Source organism: Micromonospora chalcea, assembly GCF_002926165.1.
Classification (GTDB): domain Bacteria; phylum Actinomycetota; class Actinomycetes; order Mycobacteriales; family Micromonosporaceae; genus Micromonospora; species Micromonospora chalcea.
This window is the reverse complement of record NZ_MAGP01000002.1, coordinates 92,945-109,074: the sequence shown is the minus strand read 5'-3', so window position 1 is coordinate 109,074 and position 16,130 is coordinate 92,945. Positions and strand designations below refer to the sequence as shown.

Below are 16,130 nucleotides of genomic sequence, written 5' to 3'. Positions count from 1 at the left end.
CCGCCGGGTACGACGACGCGCGTGCTCCCGGCCGTCGGCGGGGAGGAGCGCCGTGTCGGGTGCAGATCCACGACGCCCCTCCCTCACCTACCCACCGCCGATTCGCTGGGGGGAACTGGCGGTGGGGGCCTTCGCTCGGCCTGGCCCACCCTGGCGGTGAGCCCTCCCCGTGGCCGATGGCGGGACGCTAACGAACGCTGCGATAAAAAATCGATAAGCCGGGTCAGGTCGGTGGTGACGGCATCGCGGCGAGCTGCCGCCGCAACTCGTGACGCTCCGGGGCGCCCATCCGTTCGAAGATCGCCAGGGCCCGTTGCCGGTACCGTCGCGCCTCGACCGGCTGCTCGTCCACCAGGTGCTCCGCCAAACCGCTGAGGGCGCGGGCCTGCTCGTACGGGTGGGCGATCCGGGTGGCGATGGCGAGGGCTTCCTCGAGCACGGCGGCGGCCTCCCCGCCTCGACCGACGGCTCGCAGGGTGACGGCCAGCTCGTTGCGCGCCTCGGCTTGGACCTGCCGCTCACCGGAAGCGGCGGCGGCCTCGATGGCGGCTTCATGATGCCGCAACGCCTCCTCGTAGCGGCCGAGCTGGCGGTAGGTCCCGGCGAGGTCGCTGATCGTCTCGGCGCGGGCGAAGCCGCTGCCGGTGCGGTCCCGAAGCGCCAGCGAGGCGCGTAGCAGGCGCTCGGCCTGCGTGTTCTGCCCGAGCCGGTACCTGACGCCTCCCAGGTGCCCCAGCGCGTTCGACATGTGGAACGGGTCCTGCCTGGTGCGCGCGACGAAGAGGTGGAGCCGGTGAACGGCCATCGACTCGTCGTACCGGCCGAGGCAGCGGAGCGTGAGGCCGAGGTTGGGCAGAACGGGAAGGGTGTCCAGCACGTTGCTGCGCAGAGTCAGGCGGTTGATCTCCAGCGACTGCTGAAGTCGACCGGTGAGCCAGTACACCACGCCGAGGTTGAACCGCGCCCGCTGCGCGCCCGCTGCGTCCCCGAGCCCGGTGAGGATCGAGACGACCTCGTGCAGGTGGGTGGAGGCGTCCTGGAAAGCGCCGGTACGCACACAGGCCGACGCGAGGTAGTTGTGCATGAGAGCCACGGCGTGCCGATCTCCGCACCGTCGGGCCGCTGCCAGACCCGCGGAGTGGGTGACCGAGATGTCGTCGAAGTAGCCCCGGGTGTAGAAGAAGCGCCAGCTGGCGCGCGCGAGCCGCCAGGCCATCGGTTCATGGCCCTCCTCAGCCGCCTGACGGGCGAAGGCGATCAGATTCAGGCGCTGGTCCTCCAGCCAGTCCAGATCGCCGTGCTCGCGTCCGACGAGCAGGTCCGCGCGGCGCGGCTCCCCGAGCCGCAGGTGCAGCGCGAGTACGCCGCTGTCCTCGGTCTGCGCCGAGGCCCGCACCACCGAGTGCAGCAGGTGATCCAGCAGGTTCTGTACCGCCGCGTGGCGCGCCGGCCGCTCGTCCTCCTCCCGGGCCAACTCGGCGGCGTACCGCCTCATCAGATCGTGCAGGCGGTACCGGCCCGCCGCGGTCTCCTGCACGAGGTTGCGGTCCACCAGTTCGTCGAGGACGTCCGCCGCCTCCCGCCACGGCAGATCGTTTAGGGCGGCGACCATGGCGGTGTCGAGGTGACCGCCGGTGACCAGCCCGAAGGATCGGAAGGTTCTCCTGCACGCCTCGTCGAGCGGCTCGTACGACTCGGCGAACGCCTCGATCACGCTCCGCGCCTCGGTCCGGAGACCGGGAAGGATCATCGATCTGTCGTTCAACCTGTCGACGAGATCGGAGATCCGCCAGTCCGGCCGGTGAGCGAGGCGGGTGCCGGCCAGCCTGACCGCGAGGGGCAGACAGCCGCAGATGCCGACCAGGCGGCGTGCGGCCTCCCGTTCGGCTGTCACCCGCCCGTCCCCGACAAGTGTCGTGAGCAGTTGCAGCGCCTCGGGCTCGGAGAGAACGGCGAGGGATACCGGCGGCCGTTCGGTGAGCGCCAGCAGGCGACGCCGGCTGGTGACGAGCACCACCGCCGGCCCGGAGGTGGGCAGCAGCGGTTCGACCTGCCGGCTGTCGGCGGCGTTGTCGAGCACCACCATCGCGGCCCTCGTGGCGAGTTCTCGCCGCCACATTTCCAATCGATCGGGCAGTTCCATCGGTATCCGGCCGGCCGGCACACCCATTTGGCGAAGAAGGATGTCAAGCGCTGCGGTAGGCGTCATCCGCGTGTCCTCGGTGTGCCCGCGCAGGTCGACGAAGAGCTGCCCGTCGGGGAAGCGTTCGGCCAACCGCGAGGCCACGTGCAGGGCGAGAGTCGTCTTGCCGCAGCCCGCCATGCCGTCGATCAGGCGGATCGTCGGGACTCCGCCGGACCGCTCGCGCACGTCGTGCAACAAGCGATCGACAATTTCCTTCCGGCCGACGAAATCCGGCACCGTGCGCGGCAGCCAGTCATGCGTACGGGATCTTTTCCGAATTGTTTCCGCCTCGGTGACGGAGTTCGGGACCCGCCGACGGGCGAGGGCGGCCGCGACCCGCAACTGCTCCATCTCCTCGCTGGGCGGCACGCCCAGTTCGCCGGTGAGGGCCTCGCGCGCGGCGCGGTAGACGGCCAGCGCGCCACCCGCGTCACCGGCCGCGGTGAGGGCACGCATCAGGAGACACTGCGCGCGCTCCCACAGAGGCTGACGCGAAACCTCCTCACGCAGCAGCGACGCCGCCGATTCCGGGCGCCCCAGGATGAGATGCGCCTCCGCCAGCGACTCCAGGGCTGCCCGGCGTTCCTGGCTCGCGGCCTCTCGCCGGGCGGTCAGCACCGGCCCCAGCGTCAGCCCGGCGAGCAGCGGGGCCGCCGCGGCGCCCACATCCTCCAGCAACGGGACCGCCTGCGCCGGCGCTCCCGCCCGCATCAGTTCCCGAGCGTGGCGCCAGCGCGCGGTCAGCCGGTACAGGTCGATGAGGCTCTCGTCGGCGAGGAGTCGGTAGCCACCGGGCTCACGGACGATCCTGAGCCTGTCATCCGCGTACGAGTCGAGGCTGCGACGCAGGTTGCCGGCGTAGGTCCGGACATTGGCGATCGCGGAGCGAGGCGGATCGTCGGGCCACAACTCGTCCACCAGGTCGTGCATGGGGACCAACTGATTGGCCCGCACGACCAGCAGCGCCAGAACCAGCTGCTGTTTGGGGGTTCCAAGCGAAAGGCCCGCGGCGCCGATCCGCACCGCCAGACCACCGACCACTTGGATTTCCATGCTGCTGTTCCGGCCCCAGTCGGCTCTTGTCCACGGGCACACGGGAGCGTAATCGATTAGTCACAAACCCGTTGCCCCGGCAGCGGTCTCGCACACCGACATCACTCTCGTCCGACCCGGCGGTGAAAGCCGCCCAAAGCACGGTTGTAATGTTCCGCCGCCACGACGACGCTACAGGCGACGTAAGGCTCCTCAGGCCATTCCCATGGCGCTGAGCGACTACGCGGGTACATGAAGGAGACGATCGGCTCCGCTCCGCATACACCCCGTGGACACAACGTCATTTACTCCGCAATAGTTACTTATATTGCGCATACCGACATTAATGCTTCCTTATCGCCCTACCTACGCTCTAACCTGCTCTTCCAAGACAGGGGGCGCCACGAAGCGCCAAGAGAGATATGCGAGGAGGGTCGTGACAATGCGCAGCACCGAATGGAACTGACGAACCTTTTGGTCATCAAGCAACCACGACCCGTTTCGATATCCGAGGAGGCGGCAAAATGCGTAGCACCGAATGGAACTGAGAGTTCTCATATTTCCGGCGAAGGGGTAGGCTGCCGCTCATCGCATTCCGACGGTGAGCGGCGGGTGATGCCGGTTGAGCCGAACAGCGGACGGCCGACAAGCCGTCGAGCCCATGCTGCGCGTGATCGTGTCCGTCTTGAGCGTGTGCGCGACGTTCGTCGCGCTCGCCGCACTGATCGCCGTCTGGACAGAGCCACCGGACTCCGTACGTGACCTCGTCACCGTCACGGCCCTGGTGGTGACGGTCGCCCTGGCCACAGTCATCAAGACGCCGGTGCGAATCCGGTCGACCACAGTGGCCTTCGCCTGGGTCGAGACTGCGATCGTCGTCGGTCTCGCCGTCGCGCCGGCCTCCTGGCTGATCCTGGCAACCGGCATCGGCGTAGCCTGCGGCTCGGTCACGCGACTCGCGCCCATCAAGACCGCATTCGGCGTCGCGAAGCACACGTTGGTCGCCGGGGGCAGCGCTCTCGTCATCCTGCTGCTCGGCAACGCGTGGCCGCCCCGCGAGCCGCTCCAGATCGTTCTGCTGCTCGGAGTCGTCTACCTCGTCGCGGCCGTGCTCGACGGCCTACTCGCGATGCCGGTCATCGCGCTCGCGTCCGGCACGCCCATCGTGCGGCAGTTCCGCACCGACCTCGACCTGCGGGTGGCCGGCTTCGCGGTCCGCTTCCTGGTGGCCGCCTGCACCGTACTCATCCTGCGGGCCGATCCCCGGCTGCTGCTCGCCGTGCCGGCACTGGTGCTCAGCCTCCACCTGGCCTATTCCACGCGGATCCGCACCCGCACCGAGCAGCAGGCGTGGCAACGACTCGCCCGCGCCACCGACGCGCTCAACGTGGTCGACCTCGACCAGGTGCTGACCACCGCAGTCACCGAAGCCAGCGAACTCTTCTCCGCCGACGAGATCGAGATCGAACTGCGCGACGGCGGACGCACCGTCCGCGGCAACGCCGCAGGCATCGCGTACGACGGAACGTCGCCCCAGCCCAGCGACATCGACGGCCGGGTCATGCCGGTCGCGCTGGAAGGCCACAACCGCACCGACGACCTCGGCGTGCTGCGGCTACGGTTCGCCGGTCCGGTCGAACTCTCCGAGCGCGAGCAGTACACCCTGCGTACCTTCGCCTCCGCCCTGTGCACCGCGGTCCGCAACGCCCAGGCGTACGCCGAACTCGCCCGCATCGCCGAGGACCACGCCTACGCCGCCACCCACGACGCCCTCACCGACCTGTCCAACCGGCGCCACCTGCTGGACGAGGGCAGCGCCCAGCTCACCACCCGGCACGCCGACGGCGTCACCGCGCTGGTGCTGATCGACCTCAACCACTTCAAGGAAGTGAACGACACCCTCGGCCACGGCGCCGGTGACCAGGTGCTGATCCAGGTCGCCGAGCGGCTGCGCGACGCCGCCCGCCCCGACGACCTGGTCGCCCGGCTCGGCGGGGACGAGTTCGCCGTGCTGCTGCGCGGCCTGCCCGCCCCGGCCGTCGCCTCCCACCGCGCCGAGGCCCTGCTCAACGCCCTGCACGACCCGCTCGACGTGGACGGCATGCGGATCAGCGTGGAAGCCAGCGGCGGCATCGCCGTCGCCCCCGCCACCGGCGGGATGCCCGAGCTGCTTCGCCGCGCCGACGTGGCCATGTACCAGGCCAAACGCGCCGGCCAACGACTCGCCACCTACGCCCCCGCCCGCGACACCGCAGACCTCAGCCGGCTCACCCTCGGCGGGGAACTGCCCCGCGCCGTCGCCGACCACGAGTTCACAGTCAACTTCCAGCCCATCGTCGACCTCGCCGGCGGCGAGGTGATCGGCGCGGAGGCCCTCGCCCGCTGGCACCACCCCACCCACGGGCTCATCGACCCACTGCGCTTCCTCGAAGCGGTGGAACGCTCCGGCCTGCTGCCCGCGTTCGCCGAGGCGATCCTCGACCAGGCGCTCATCGCCGCCGGCTCCTGGCGCGACGCCGGCTTCGACCTGCCCGTCTCGGTCAACGTGTCACCCCGCAGCCTGCTCGACGCCCGCTTCCCCGGCGCGGTCCTGGCCCGGCTGCGCGCCCACGACCTCCCGCCGGACCGGCTCGTGCTGGAACTCACCGAGACGCTCACGCTCAGCCAGCTCGACGTCGTCGACCGCGTCCTCAGCCGCCTGCGCGACTCCGGCGTCCGCCTGGCGCTCGACGACTTCGGCACCGGATATTCGTCGCTCTCCCTGCTCTCCCGCATCCCCGTACACGAACTGAAGATCGACCGCAGCTTCGTCACCGCCATGGAGACCGCGCCCGAGGCCGCCGCCGTCATCCGCTCCACCCTCGACCTCGGCCGCAGCCTCAACCTCACAGTCGTCGCCGAGGGCGTGGAGAGCGAACCCCAGCGCCGCGCCCTCTGGGAACTCGGCTGCGCCGCCGGCCAGGGCCACCTGTTCGCCCGGCCACTGCCCGCCGCCGCGCTGCTCGCCAGCCTCCAGCGCGGCCACGGCGGCCGCACCGGCGCGCTCGCCCCGGCCCTGCACGACGCGGGCGCCGTGATCCGCCTCCCCGGCCGCCGCGCCGGCGGCGCCCGCACCCGCCCGAACCCGTCCGCCGCCGGCGACTCCCGGCAACCCTGACCCCGCCGGGCCACCGCGCCGGTCTGCCAGACTGGCCCGCGTGACCGCCCACGCCGACCCCGCAACCACCGTCTCCCGCCGCTGGTCGGCACTCGACACCGCAGCCGGTGGTCTCGCCCTCGACCTGGGCCTCTACGCCGCCGCCACCGTCTTCGCCGCGGTCACCGCCGCCACCTCCACGCTGCCGCCGCACCGCGCCTGGGGCGCCGTCGCCACCATCGGGTACGCGCTCGCCACCCTCGCCGCGACCACGCAACTGCTCGCCCGCCGCCGCGCCCCCGGCACGCCCCTGGCCGCGCTGCCCGCACGCTGGACGGTCACCGGAATCACCTGGGCCACCACCGCGCTGCTGCCGATCGTCACGCAGAGCCTCGAACGGGCCGGCGGGCGTACCGACCGCGCCCAGGAGGAGGTGATCGTGGTCGAACACGCCGGCGCCCGCCTCGCCGAGCACGGCACCCCCTACCTCGGTCCCGACGCCATCGCCGCGCTGCCCCCCGGCGAACAACTCCTCGGCTACACCCCCTACCAGCCCGGCATGGCCCTGTTCGGGCTGCCCCGCGCCGCGGTGGACGCCTGGTGGACCGACGCCCGCGTCTGGTTCGCCGTCGTCACCGCGCTCACAGTGATCGCCCTCGTCGCCACACTGCGCGCAAGCGGCGGCCCGGCCGCGCCCCGCCGCGACGCCGCCGTACTGCGCGCCGTCCAAGCCGCCACCGTCCTGCCCGTCTGCGCGCTCACCCTCGCCACCGGCGGCGACGACCTGCCCGTACTCGCGCTCTGCCTGCTCGCCCTCGCACTCGCCGCCACCGGCCGACCCGGCCGCGCCGGTCTCGCCGTCGGCGCCGCCGGCGCGCTGAAACTCTTCGCCTGGCCGATCGCCCTCGTGCTGCTCTTCTGGGCCGCCACCCGCCGCGCCACCCTGCGCACCGCCCTCGGCGCCCTCGGCCTACCAGTCCTCGCACTGATCCCGGTGCTGCTCGTCGACCGCGAAGCCCTCGTCGAGAACGTGCTGCGCTTCCCCCTCGGCCACGGCCTGGTCACCAGCCCCGCCCAGTCACCCTTCCCCGGCCACCTGATCGCCGAGACGCTCCCGGCCGGCCGGGCGATCGCCGCCGCGCTGCTCGTCGCCGCCGGAGGAGCCATCGCCGTCCGGCTGCTGCGCCGCCCGCCGCGCACCGCCGCCGCCACCACGATCATCTGCGGGTACGGGCTGCTCGCCGCGATCCTGCTCATGCCCTCCACCCGCTTCGGCTACCTGCTCTACCCGATCGCGCTGCTCGTGCTCGCCCCGGCGCTGGCGCTCACCCGACCAGGCGACCCGACGGCATTCCCGGCAACCGCCCCGCGCGATGCGGCCGGAAGGCGTACACCTGAGGAATGACCACCTACCGCGACCGGGCCGAGGCGGGACGGCAACTCGCCGAACGTCTGACCGACCTCGCCGGCCGACCCGACGTCATAGTGCTCGGCCTGGTCCGCGGCGGCGTACCCGTCGCCCGGGTGATCGCCGACCGGCTCGGCGCCCCCCTCGACGTGCTGGTCGTCCGCAAGCTCGGCGTCCCCTGGGCGCCCGAGGTCGCGTACGGCGCGCTCGGCCCCGGCGGCGTGCAGATCCTCAACGAGATGGTTGCCGGCCGGATCAGCGAGAACGACCGCGCCCAGGTCCGCCGCCGCGAACAGGCCGAACTGGAACGCCGCGAACAGCGCTACCGCGGCGGCCGCCCACCGCTGGACCTGACCGGACGCACCGCCGTCGTCGTGGACGACGGACTCGCCACCGGCGCCACCGCACGCGCCGCCGTCCAGGTCGCCCGCCACCTCGGCGCCGCCCGCGTCCTCGTCGCCGTCCCGGTCGGCTCCGAGCAGGCGTACGAGATGCTCGCGCCCGAAGCCGACACGGTCGTGAGCTGCCAACTCCCGCCCGACTTCGCCGCCGTCGGCGCGTACTACGAGGACTTCCACGAGGTCACCGACGACGAGGTCACGCAGGCGCTGACCGCCGCTGCGTGAAAACACCCGGTACCGTCGTTGTCATGCAGATGACCTGTCCCAAGTGCCGCGGAGAAATGCGCCAGTACGAGCGCAGCGGAGTAGTCATCGACCAGTGCGGCGAATGCCGGGGCATCTTCCTCGACCGCGGCGAGCTGGAAAAGCTGTTCGATGCCGAGGCCAACTGGAACCAGCAGCACGGCGGCGCCCTCCAGCCCGCGCCGTCCGGCGCCGGTTACCCGCCGCCTCCGCCGCCGCCCGGCCACGGCTACGCCCAGCCCGCGTACGGCCACGGTCAGCAGCACTACGGCTACCACGGCCACTACCGCCGGAAGAAGAAGCACGGCTTCCTCGGCGAACTGTTCGACTGACCGCCGACGTCGCCCACGCCGGGCCGGTGCGCCGCATCGACCCGGCGTGCCCGTCGTCGTACTTCTTCACCGTGCCGGGCGCGGCGCGCCGTGGCAGGCTGCACGGCATGAGCCCGATCCGGCAGCACGAGGCGCTGGCCCAGGCGTACGACGGCATCACCGCCGTGGTCACCCCGCTCGACGACGCCGCCCTGCAACGCCCCACCCGGTGCCGCGGCTGGCTCGTCGCCGACCTGCTCTTCCACGTGCTCTGCGACGCCCAGCGCGCGCTCGTCGCCCTGGCCAGCCCCGCACCCGGGCCGCCCGACGTGGACGACGTCAGCTACTGGCGCGCGTTCCCTCCCGGCGACGACGACGCGAGCGCCCGGCACGCCTGGTGGGCACGCCGCTCCGCCGTCGCCTTCGACCGGCCCACCGGCGTGGTCCGGCTCTGGTCCGACACCGCGCCCGCCGCCGTCCGCGCGGCCACCGCAATAGACCCCGACGGGTACGTGACCACCCAGGGACACGTGCTGCGCGTACCCCATCTGCTCGCCACCCTGACCACCGAGGCGGTCATCCACCACCTCGACCTCGTGGTGGACCTGCCGGACGCGCCGCTGCCGGCGGCCGACCCGACGCGGGTCGCGGTGACCACCATGGACGGGCTGCTCAGCGACGAGGCGGTACGGCCGGCGGGCTGGGACGACCACGAGTACCTGCTGAAGGCCGCCGGCCGGGTGCCGCTGACCGACCGGGACCGGCTGGAGCTGGGCGAGGCCGCCGGCTGGTTCCCGCTGCTCGGCTGACGCCGCTCAGTTCATGCTGCTCCGCGTTGCCGGGCGATCATGCGCGCGGCGATCTCCGCCTTACGAGCCAGCGCCATCACCGCATCCTCGTAGAGCAACCTGGCTATCCGCTCGGCCGGCCCGCAAGTGGTTCCTACGGTGAAGATGCTCCGGTGCGGGCGCACGGACAAGCCGACGATGCCTTCCCGCTCCAGAAACGCCACGAACTCCTCGAGCACGTGCCGTCGGCCCACCACTCTGAACTGGGTGAGCGAACGAGTGCTCGGCGCGGGGCGCCGGTAGATGCCGAGGGAGCCGTCACCGTCGACGACGCCCCGCCAGAAGTCGCGTGAGCCGACGAGCCGCCCATCGACCGCCTGCTGGTACCGGCCCAGCTCGACGATCCGGTCTGCCAGGCGGTGAGAACGTACGGAGAACTGGCAGGAGCCGTGGGTCGGACTGGTCGCCGAGATGCTGTTGTCACATCCCAGGAAGCTGCGGAGCGCGACGAGGTGTTCGCGGTCGCGCGCGGCGAGACCGACCGAGATCTGTGGGATGTGGCCCGGGCGGTAGCTGACGCACCCGTCAGCGAACAGAAAGCCGATCCAGTAGCAGGTCTCCGGGTCGAAGTTGTCGAAGGCGTCGTGTCGGAGACCATGAGACACCGATCGGATCTCGATTCCTCTGCGGGTGAGCAGGCCACGCACCGCCGGTGCGGTGACACCGAACTCAGCCGCGATCTGGTTGAGCGACGCTCCACCGAGAAACCTGTGCAGAACCTCGTTGCGTTGGTTGTCCGTCAACGTGCCGGTACGGCGGGGCGGCACTCCGTTACGACGGAGGACCGCCCGGATCGCTTGCCTCGTGACGCCGTAACGCGCGCCGATGGCAGTGAGACTCTCTCCGGTGGCCGCGCAGCTGATGATCTCCTCTCGCTCGGAGGGAGTCAGCCGGCGCCCGCCGTTGGTCAAACGATCGCCATGTCCACGAAGCGCGACAGGTGCAGCTGCGCCGCGACCGTCACCGTGTCGGTCGGCCCATTCCTGTGCTTGGCGATTATGAAGTCCGCCTCGCCCGCGCGCGGCGACTCCTTGTCGTAGTAGTCGTCGCGGTGCAAAAGGATAACAACGTCCGCATCTTGCTCAATTGATCCCGATTCACGCAAATCGGACAATTGCGGACGCTTGTCGGTGCGCTGCTCGGGGCCACGGTTCAGCTGACTCACCGCGATCACCGGGCACTCGACTTCCTTGGCCAGCAGCTTCAGGCCACGGGACAGGTCCGCGACCTCCTGCTGCCGGCTCTCGGTGCGCTTCGGTGAGGTCATCAGCTGGAGATAGTCGACCACGATCAGCTTCAGGTCGTGCTTCTGCTTGAGCCGCCGCGCCTTCGCCCGGATCTCCATCAGGTTCATGCTCGGTGTGTCGTCGACGAAGAGCGGTGCCTCGCTGATCTCGCCCATGCAGCGGGCCAGCTTGGTCCAGTCGTCGTCGGAGAGCTGCCCGCTACGGAGCACGTGCAGCGGTACACGCGCCTCGGCCGAGAGCAGTCGCATGACGATCTCGACCTTGCTCATTTCCAGCGAGAAGATCGCCGACGCCTGGTTGGCCCGGATCGCCGCATTTCGGGCAAAGTCCATAGATGCGGTTGATTTGCCCAAACCAGGCCTGCCGGCCACGATAATAAGTTGGCCGGCGTGCAGGCCGTTGAGCAGTCGGTCCAGGTCGGTGAAGCCGGTCGGCACACCGGTCATCACGCCGCCCTGGGCGCCGACCGCCTCGATCTCGTCGAGCGTGGGCTGCAGCATGTCGGCCAGGACCGCGAAGTCCTCGCTGACGCGCTTCTCGGTGATCTCGTAGACGGCCTGCTGGGCGAGGTCGACGATGTCGTCGACGTCGCGGCTGCCGCTCGGCCCGGTGCCGTAGCCGAGCTGCACGATCCGGGTGCCGGCCTCGACCAGGCGGCGGAGCACCGCCCGTTCCCCGACGATGCGGGCGTAGTAGGCGGCGTTCGCGGCGGTGGGCACGCTGGCGATGAGCGTGTGCAGGTAGGGCGCGCCGCCGATGCGGGCGAGGTCGCCGGAGTCGGCGAGCGCGGCGGCGACGGTGATCGGGTCGGCGGGTTCGCCGCGTCCGTAGATGTCGAGGATCGCGTCGAAGATGGTGGCGTGGACCGGGCGGTAGAAGTCGTTGGTCTTCAGGATCTCCACGACGTCCGCGATGGCGTCCTTGGACAGCAGCATGCCGCCGAGTACGCACTGCTCGGCGGCCACGTCCTGCGGTGGTGTCTTCTCGAACGGCGCGTCGCGCGGCGGCGGCTCGGACGACGGTTGCCCCCCGGTCCGTTCCGTACGCGCCTCGTCGGTGACCGACACGGGTGCCCCCCTTGCTGCGTCGGATCGAGTCCAGCTCTATCGCTGGGGTGTGACAACTTCCGCCGACCCCTCCGGTCGATCGGGGGTCATCGCCCGGCGGTCGGGGGGACCACGATACGGAACCCGAGGTCAGCGACTCAACAAGGCCGGTGGATGAGCCTCGGGACAACCTGTGGACGCCTGGGGACCGGCATGTGCGCAGGGTGTGCACAGGGTGTGGAAAAGTGATGGGGAATTCCGGGCGCATCGCCTCTGACCTGCACTTTTACTGTCCCCACCCTGTGGACGGAAGATTTCCGGCTGAGCTTTGTCGTCGTTCGTCCCGTACTATCGCTGCGAACGGCGACACCTGGGACAGCGGGTTTACTTTCGGGTTGAGAGAGGTCACGCTCCGGCCGTGAGACACCGGGACTGGGGAAGCGGGGAGGACAGCCCGCGCGAGCGACGGCCGAGCGGTTCCTGGGACGAGCCCGCCGGGCCGCGCCGGGCCGACTCGTACGCGCCGGAGAGCTACCGCACGCCGAGTCGGCGGCGGGCGATCGAACGCGGCCAGGACGAGCCGGTGGACACCTACCTTCCCCGCTGGGCTCTGGAGTCCGGGGTGAGCCGCGCGGACGGTGGCGGGCGGCACGCCGCGCCCGACGACGACGAGATCGAGGTCGAGACGCCGTCGTCCGAGGGTGGCCGGCGCACGGAGGCGGGCCGCCGTCGGCGCGATCGGCCGGAGCCGCGGGCGATAGGTGCGGGTCCGTTGTCGGACCACACCGCCGAGTGGACGATGGATGCCCCCCAGGAGCGGGGGTACGTGGGGAACAGGCGTGCCGACTCGGACGACGAGCCGGTGTCGGGGGTGTCGCCGCGTAGTCGTCCCCGTCGCGCGGCGACCCGGCGTCCGCAGGTGATCTGGTCCGGGCTGCCGGATTCGGCGGGCTCGGGCGACGAGGAAGCCGCGCGGGACAGCGGGCGGCCGGGCGGGCGGCGTCGTTCGGCGTCGGGTTCTTCCTGGCCGCCGCCGGTGGCGTCGGACTCCGCCTGGTCGCGTTCGGCGGTTGCGGGCTCGGACCGGTCCCGTCCGGCCGCGTCGGATGCCGACTGGCCCGCGTCGGCGGTGCCGGAGTTGCGGCGGCCGGCGTCGGAGTCGGAGTCGGGCTGGTCGCGGTCGGCGTCGTCGGGCCGGTCGGCTTCGGAGACGGGCTGGTCGTCCTCGGCGGCTTCGGAGACGGGCTGGTCGCGGTCGGTGGCCCCGTCGGGTTCGGAGCAGTCCCGGCCGGCGGCGGATCCCTGGCAGCGGCGTCGGGCGGCCGACCGTGAGCCGCCGGAGCCGCCGCCTGCGGTCGACCCGTGGGACGCGTCGGGCGTGCACGCCTGGGGCCGGTCGGCGCCCGGTGGCCGCTGGGAGCAGGCGGAACGCCGGTGGGACCGCACGGAGCACACGGGCGAGTGGGACCGGTTCACCGACACCGGTTATCTGGAGCCGGTGCGCGACGAGGTCGATCCGTGGGATCGCACGGCTCCGCCGGTGCGGGAGGGATGGGCGTCACCGGAGCGGGCCGAGGCGTTCTGGTCGGGTACCCGGCTGGCCGGGGACGATCCGCGGTGGATGGAGACGCCGCCGTCGGCGCCGAGGTCACCGGCGGTGGCGTACTCGGCTCCGCGTCCGCGTGCCGTGCCGCGCGGTCGGCCGGTGGCGCCGGCCGGGTCGACGCTGCGCCGGCGGGTGGAGACGATCGGTGGCGGCTCGTGGGGCCGGCGGTTGGAAGACGACCTGCTGGATCCGGATCCGGGCGGTCCGCTGCGGCCTCTGGTCTACACGGTGGCCTGCTATCTGGTCCCGGCCGTGCTGCTACTCGTCGGTCTGCTGTTCCTGAGCGGTCAGCCGCCGGAGGGTTGCGTCACCGACATCACCGGTGGCGGTTGCGACTCGCCGCGTACGCATGCCCTGGATTCGCTGGTGTCGGCGGCGCCTCGGTTCGGCTTGGCGTTGGTGAGCAGCCTTGTGGTGGCGGTGCTGCTACGGCAGGTCGGGACGACCTGGCGGGCGGCGACGGTGGCGCTGGCGGCGGCCGTGGTGGGCGGTGGCCTGTCGACTGTGGTGATCAGCGCGGTGACGGGTAACCCGCTCGGCTGAGCCCCGGCGGTAACCCGGGGGAACGGAGATGCGGAAGGGCCCGCACCACCGTGTCCGGTGCGGGCCCTTCGCGTCGTGCTACGGGTGTCAGCCCTTGACCACGTTCAGGTCGAACTTGGCGGTCACCTCGGGGTGCAGCCGGATGCTGACCGGGTAGGAGCCGAGCGCCTTGATGTGGCCGGGCAGCTCCAGCCGGCGGCGGTCCAGGGTCGGGCCGCCGGCGGCCTTGACGGCGTCGACGATCTCGGCCGGGGTGACCGAGCCGAAGAGCCGGCCGCCGTCGCCGGCGCGGGCCTTCAGGTTGACCTTCAGACCCTCGATCTGGGTCTTGACCTCGGTGGCGTGGCCCAGGTCGCGGATCTCGCGGGCCGAGCGGGCCCGCTTGATGACCGTGACCTGCTTCTCCGCGCCCTTGGTCCAGGCGATCGCGAAGCCCTGCGGCAGCAGGTAGTTACGGCCGAAGCCGTCCTTCACCTCGACGATGTCGCCCGGAGAGCCGAGGCCGGACACCTCCTGAGTGAGGATGATCTTCATGTCCGTGCCTCCTCTCAGCGGGCCGTGGCCGTGTACGGCAGGAGCGCCATCTCGCGGGCGTTCTTGACCGCACGGGCGATCTGCCGCTGCTGCTGCGAGGTCACGCCGGTCACCCGCCGAGCGCGGATCTTGCCGCGGTCGGAGATGAACTTGCGCAGCAGCGCGGTGTCCTTGTAGTCGATGTAGGTGATCCCGTCCTTGTCGAGCGGGTTCACCTTCTTCTTCGGCTTGCGAAGTGCCGCAGCCTTAGCCATTGCTCGTGCTCCTGGTTTGCGATCGCGGGCGCTCGGCGCCATTAGAACGGAGGCTCCTCGTCGAAGTTTCCGCCCGAACCACCGCGGGAGGGGGCGGGGGCAGCAGAGGCCCAGGGGTCGTCGAAGTTGCCTCCGCCGCCACCCTGGCCGCCACCACCACCGAAGCCGCCGCCACCGCCGCCGGAGCGGGACATCTTCTGCACCTTCGCCGTGGCGTAGCGCAGCGACGGGCCGATCTCGTCGACCTCCAGCTCGATGACGGTGCGCTTCTCACCCTCACGGGTCTCGTACGACCGCTGACGCAGCCGGCCGGACACGATCACCCGAGCGCCACGCTGCAGCGACTCGGCGACGTTCTCGGCGGCCTGGCGCCAGACCGTGCACGAGAGGAACAGCGGCTCGCCGTCCTTCCACTCGCCGGAGGCCTTGTCCATGAAGCGGGGCGTCGAAGCGACCCGGAACTTGGCGACCGCCGCGCCGGAGGGGGTGAAACGCAACTCGGGGTCATCGGTCAGGTTGCCGATGACCGTGATGGTGGTGTCTCCTGCCATGACCATCTCCTCGCGCACTCATCTTTGTGCCGTACAGGCTCTCAGAGCCGTACGACAGCGTGGATGAGGCTTGATCCGGACGTGCCGGGACTAGATGCTCAGCGCATCTCCGGACGGATGACCTTGGTGCGCAGCACCGACTCGTTGAGTCGGAGCTGACGGTCCAGCTCGCCAACGGCCTCCGGCGTCGCCTGGAGGTCGATGACGGCGTAGATGCCCTCGGCCTTCTTGTTGATCTCGTACGCGAGGCGCCGGCGGCCCCACACGTCGGTCTTCTCCACCGAGCCACCCGCGGTCCGGATCACGTTCAGGTACGTGTCGAGCGACGGGGCGACGGTGCGCTCCTCGAGGCTGGGGTCGAGGATCACCATGACTTCGTAATGACGCAAGACGTGCTCACCTCCTGTGGGCTAAGCGGCCACGGTCCTTCCGTGGCAGGAGGTCGTGCGTCGTTGCCGTGACCGGTTCCGGGGGAACCCGGCTGGACACGGACAACCGGACCAGGATAGCCGGTGCGGACGATCATGGACGGACCGGTCGGCCGGCACGGCCCGGACGCGGCGACAGGGGCCCACCTTCGGCCTCGAGAGCCGGCAGGTGGACCCCTGTCCACGGGACCGCGGGGCGTCCCGTCCGCATTCCTTGGGTGGGACCTGGGGAGGAACGACCACACCGATGAGGTTGGATCGAAGACGCCCCGCGGAGCTTTATCGTGTTGTCACCTGTGCTGACCATACAATGGCTCTCGTCACCACTTGGGGTAAATTGAGGATTTAGTCCGGACT

General features: G+C 71.0%; 13 protein-coding genes. 6 read left to right on the top strand and 7 right to left on the bottom strand.

Going from position 1 to position 16,130, the window contains the following annotated elements:
- Positions 1-223: 223 nt before the first annotated feature.
- Complete coding sequence (locus BAW75_RS01620; protein ID WP_244205987.1) at positions 224-3,208, bottom strand: AfsR/SARP family transcriptional regulator; 2,985 nt, start codon at positions 3,206-3,208, stop codon at positions 224-226.
- 670 nt (positions 3,209-3,878) lie between these two features.
- On the opposite strand from BAW75_RS01620, the gene BAW75_RS01615 reads away from it, so the two are divergent.
- The 5 genes from BAW75_RS01615 to BAW75_RS01595 are packed head-to-tail and all read left to right on the top strand — an operon-like array spanning position 3,879 to position 9,525.
- Positions 3,879-6,374, top strand: coding sequence for a putative bifunctional diguanylate cyclase/phosphodiesterase (locus BAW75_RS01615; protein ID WP_420914972.1), 2,496 nt, complete (start codon positions 3,879-3,881; stop codon positions 6,372-6,374).
- A 40-nt stretch (positions 6,375-6,414) separates the two neighbouring features.
- Positions 6,415-7,758: a glycosyltransferase 87 family protein gene (locus tag BAW75_RS01610; protein ID WP_104112390.1), complete on the top strand. Its 1,344-nt coding sequence runs from the start codon at positions 6,415-6,417 to the stop codon at positions 7,756-7,758.
- Positions 7,755-8,387, top strand: a complete 633-nt coding sequence (locus BAW75_RS01605; protein ID WP_069089303.1) for a phosphoribosyltransferase — start codon at positions 7,755-7,757, stop codon at positions 8,385-8,387. The genes BAW75_RS01610 and BAW75_RS01605 overlap by 4 nt, the downstream gene beginning before the upstream one ends.
- Positions 8,388-8,410: 23 nt before the next feature.
- Positions 8,411-8,737: a TFIIB-type zinc ribbon-containing protein gene (locus BAW75_RS01600; protein WP_104112389.1), complete on the top strand. Its 327-nt coding sequence runs from the start codon at positions 8,411-8,413 to the stop codon at positions 8,735-8,737.
- Between the two features lie 26 nt (positions 8,738-8,763).
- Positions 8,764-9,525, top strand: a complete 762-nt coding sequence (locus tag BAW75_RS01595; protein ID WP_233607869.1) for a maleylpyruvate isomerase N-terminal domain-containing protein — start codon at positions 8,764-8,766, stop codon at positions 9,523-9,525.
- Positions 9,526-9,536: 11 nt separating this feature from the next.
- On the opposite strand, the gene BAW75_RS32550 is transcribed toward BAW75_RS01595, so the two are convergent.
- Positions 9,537-10,475, bottom strand: a complete 939-nt coding sequence (locus BAW75_RS32550) for a hypothetical protein (protein ID WP_208635161.1) — start codon at positions 10,473-10,475, stop codon at positions 9,537-9,539.
- Positions 10,472-11,878: a replicative DNA helicase gene (dnaB, locus tag BAW75_RS01585; protein ID WP_104112388.1), complete on the bottom strand. Its 1,407-nt coding sequence runs from the start codon at positions 11,876-11,878 to the stop codon at positions 10,472-10,474. The genes BAW75_RS32550 and dnaB overlap by 4 nt, the downstream gene beginning before the upstream one ends.
- 397 nt (positions 11,879-12,275) lie before the next feature.
- Between dnaB and BAW75_RS01580 the strand changes: the two genes are divergently transcribed.
- Complete coding sequence (locus BAW75_RS01580; protein WP_104112387.1) at positions 12,276-14,006, top strand: hypothetical protein; 1,731 nt, start codon at positions 12,276-12,278, stop codon at positions 14,004-14,006.
- A gap of 87 nt (positions 14,007-14,093) precedes the next feature.
- Here BAW75_RS01580 and rplI read toward each other — a convergent pair whose 3' ends face one another.
- The 4 genes from rplI to rpsF all read right to left on the bottom strand — a co-directional run bounded on the left by rplI (position 14,094) and on the right by rpsF (position 15,734).
- A complete protein-coding gene (gene rplI / locus BAW75_RS01575) occupies positions 14,094-14,540 on the bottom strand; it encodes a 50S ribosomal protein L9 (protein WP_013289354.1) in 447 nt (148 codons plus the stop codon).
- Positions 14,541-14,554: 14 nt separating this feature from the next.
- Positions 14,555-14,794, bottom strand: coding sequence for a 30S ribosomal protein S18 (gene rpsR, locus BAW75_RS01570; protein WP_007073789.1), 240 nt, complete (start codon positions 14,792-14,794; stop codon positions 14,555-14,557).
- 41 nt (positions 14,795-14,835) lie between these two features.
- Positions 14,836-15,363, bottom strand: a complete 528-nt coding sequence (locus BAW75_RS01565; protein WP_018788497.1) for a single-stranded DNA-binding protein — start codon at positions 15,361-15,363, stop codon at positions 14,836-14,838.
- An 80-nt stretch (positions 15,364-15,443) separates the two neighbouring features.
- Positions 15,444-15,734 (bottom strand): 30S ribosomal protein S6, encoded by a 291-nt coding sequence (gene rpsF, locus BAW75_RS01560; protein WP_013289357.1) that lies wholly within the window; start codon positions 15,732-15,734, stop codon positions 15,444-15,446.
- Positions 15,735-16,130: the final 396 nt, after the last annotated feature.

Coding starts and splice junctions, on each gene's coding strand:
- BAW75_RS01615 (WP_420914972.1), top strand. CDS start 3,879: ATGCTGCGCGTGATCGTGTCCGTCTTGAGCGTGTGCGCGACGTTCGTC.
- rplI (WP_013289354.1), bottom strand. CDS start 14,540: ATGAAGATCATCCTCACTCAGGAGGTGTCCGGCCTCGGCTCTCCGGGC.
- BAW75_RS01605 (WP_069089303.1), top strand. CDS start 7,755: ATGACCACCTACCGCGACCGGGCCGAGGCGGGACGGCAACTCGCCGAA.
- BAW75_RS01600 (WP_104112389.1), top strand. CDS start 8,411: ATGCAGATGACCTGTCCCAAGTGCCGCGGAGAAATGCGCCAGTACGAG.
- rpsR (WP_007073789.1), bottom strand. CDS start 14,794: ATGGCTAAGGCTGCGGCACTTCGCAAGCCGAAGAAGAAGGTGAACCCG.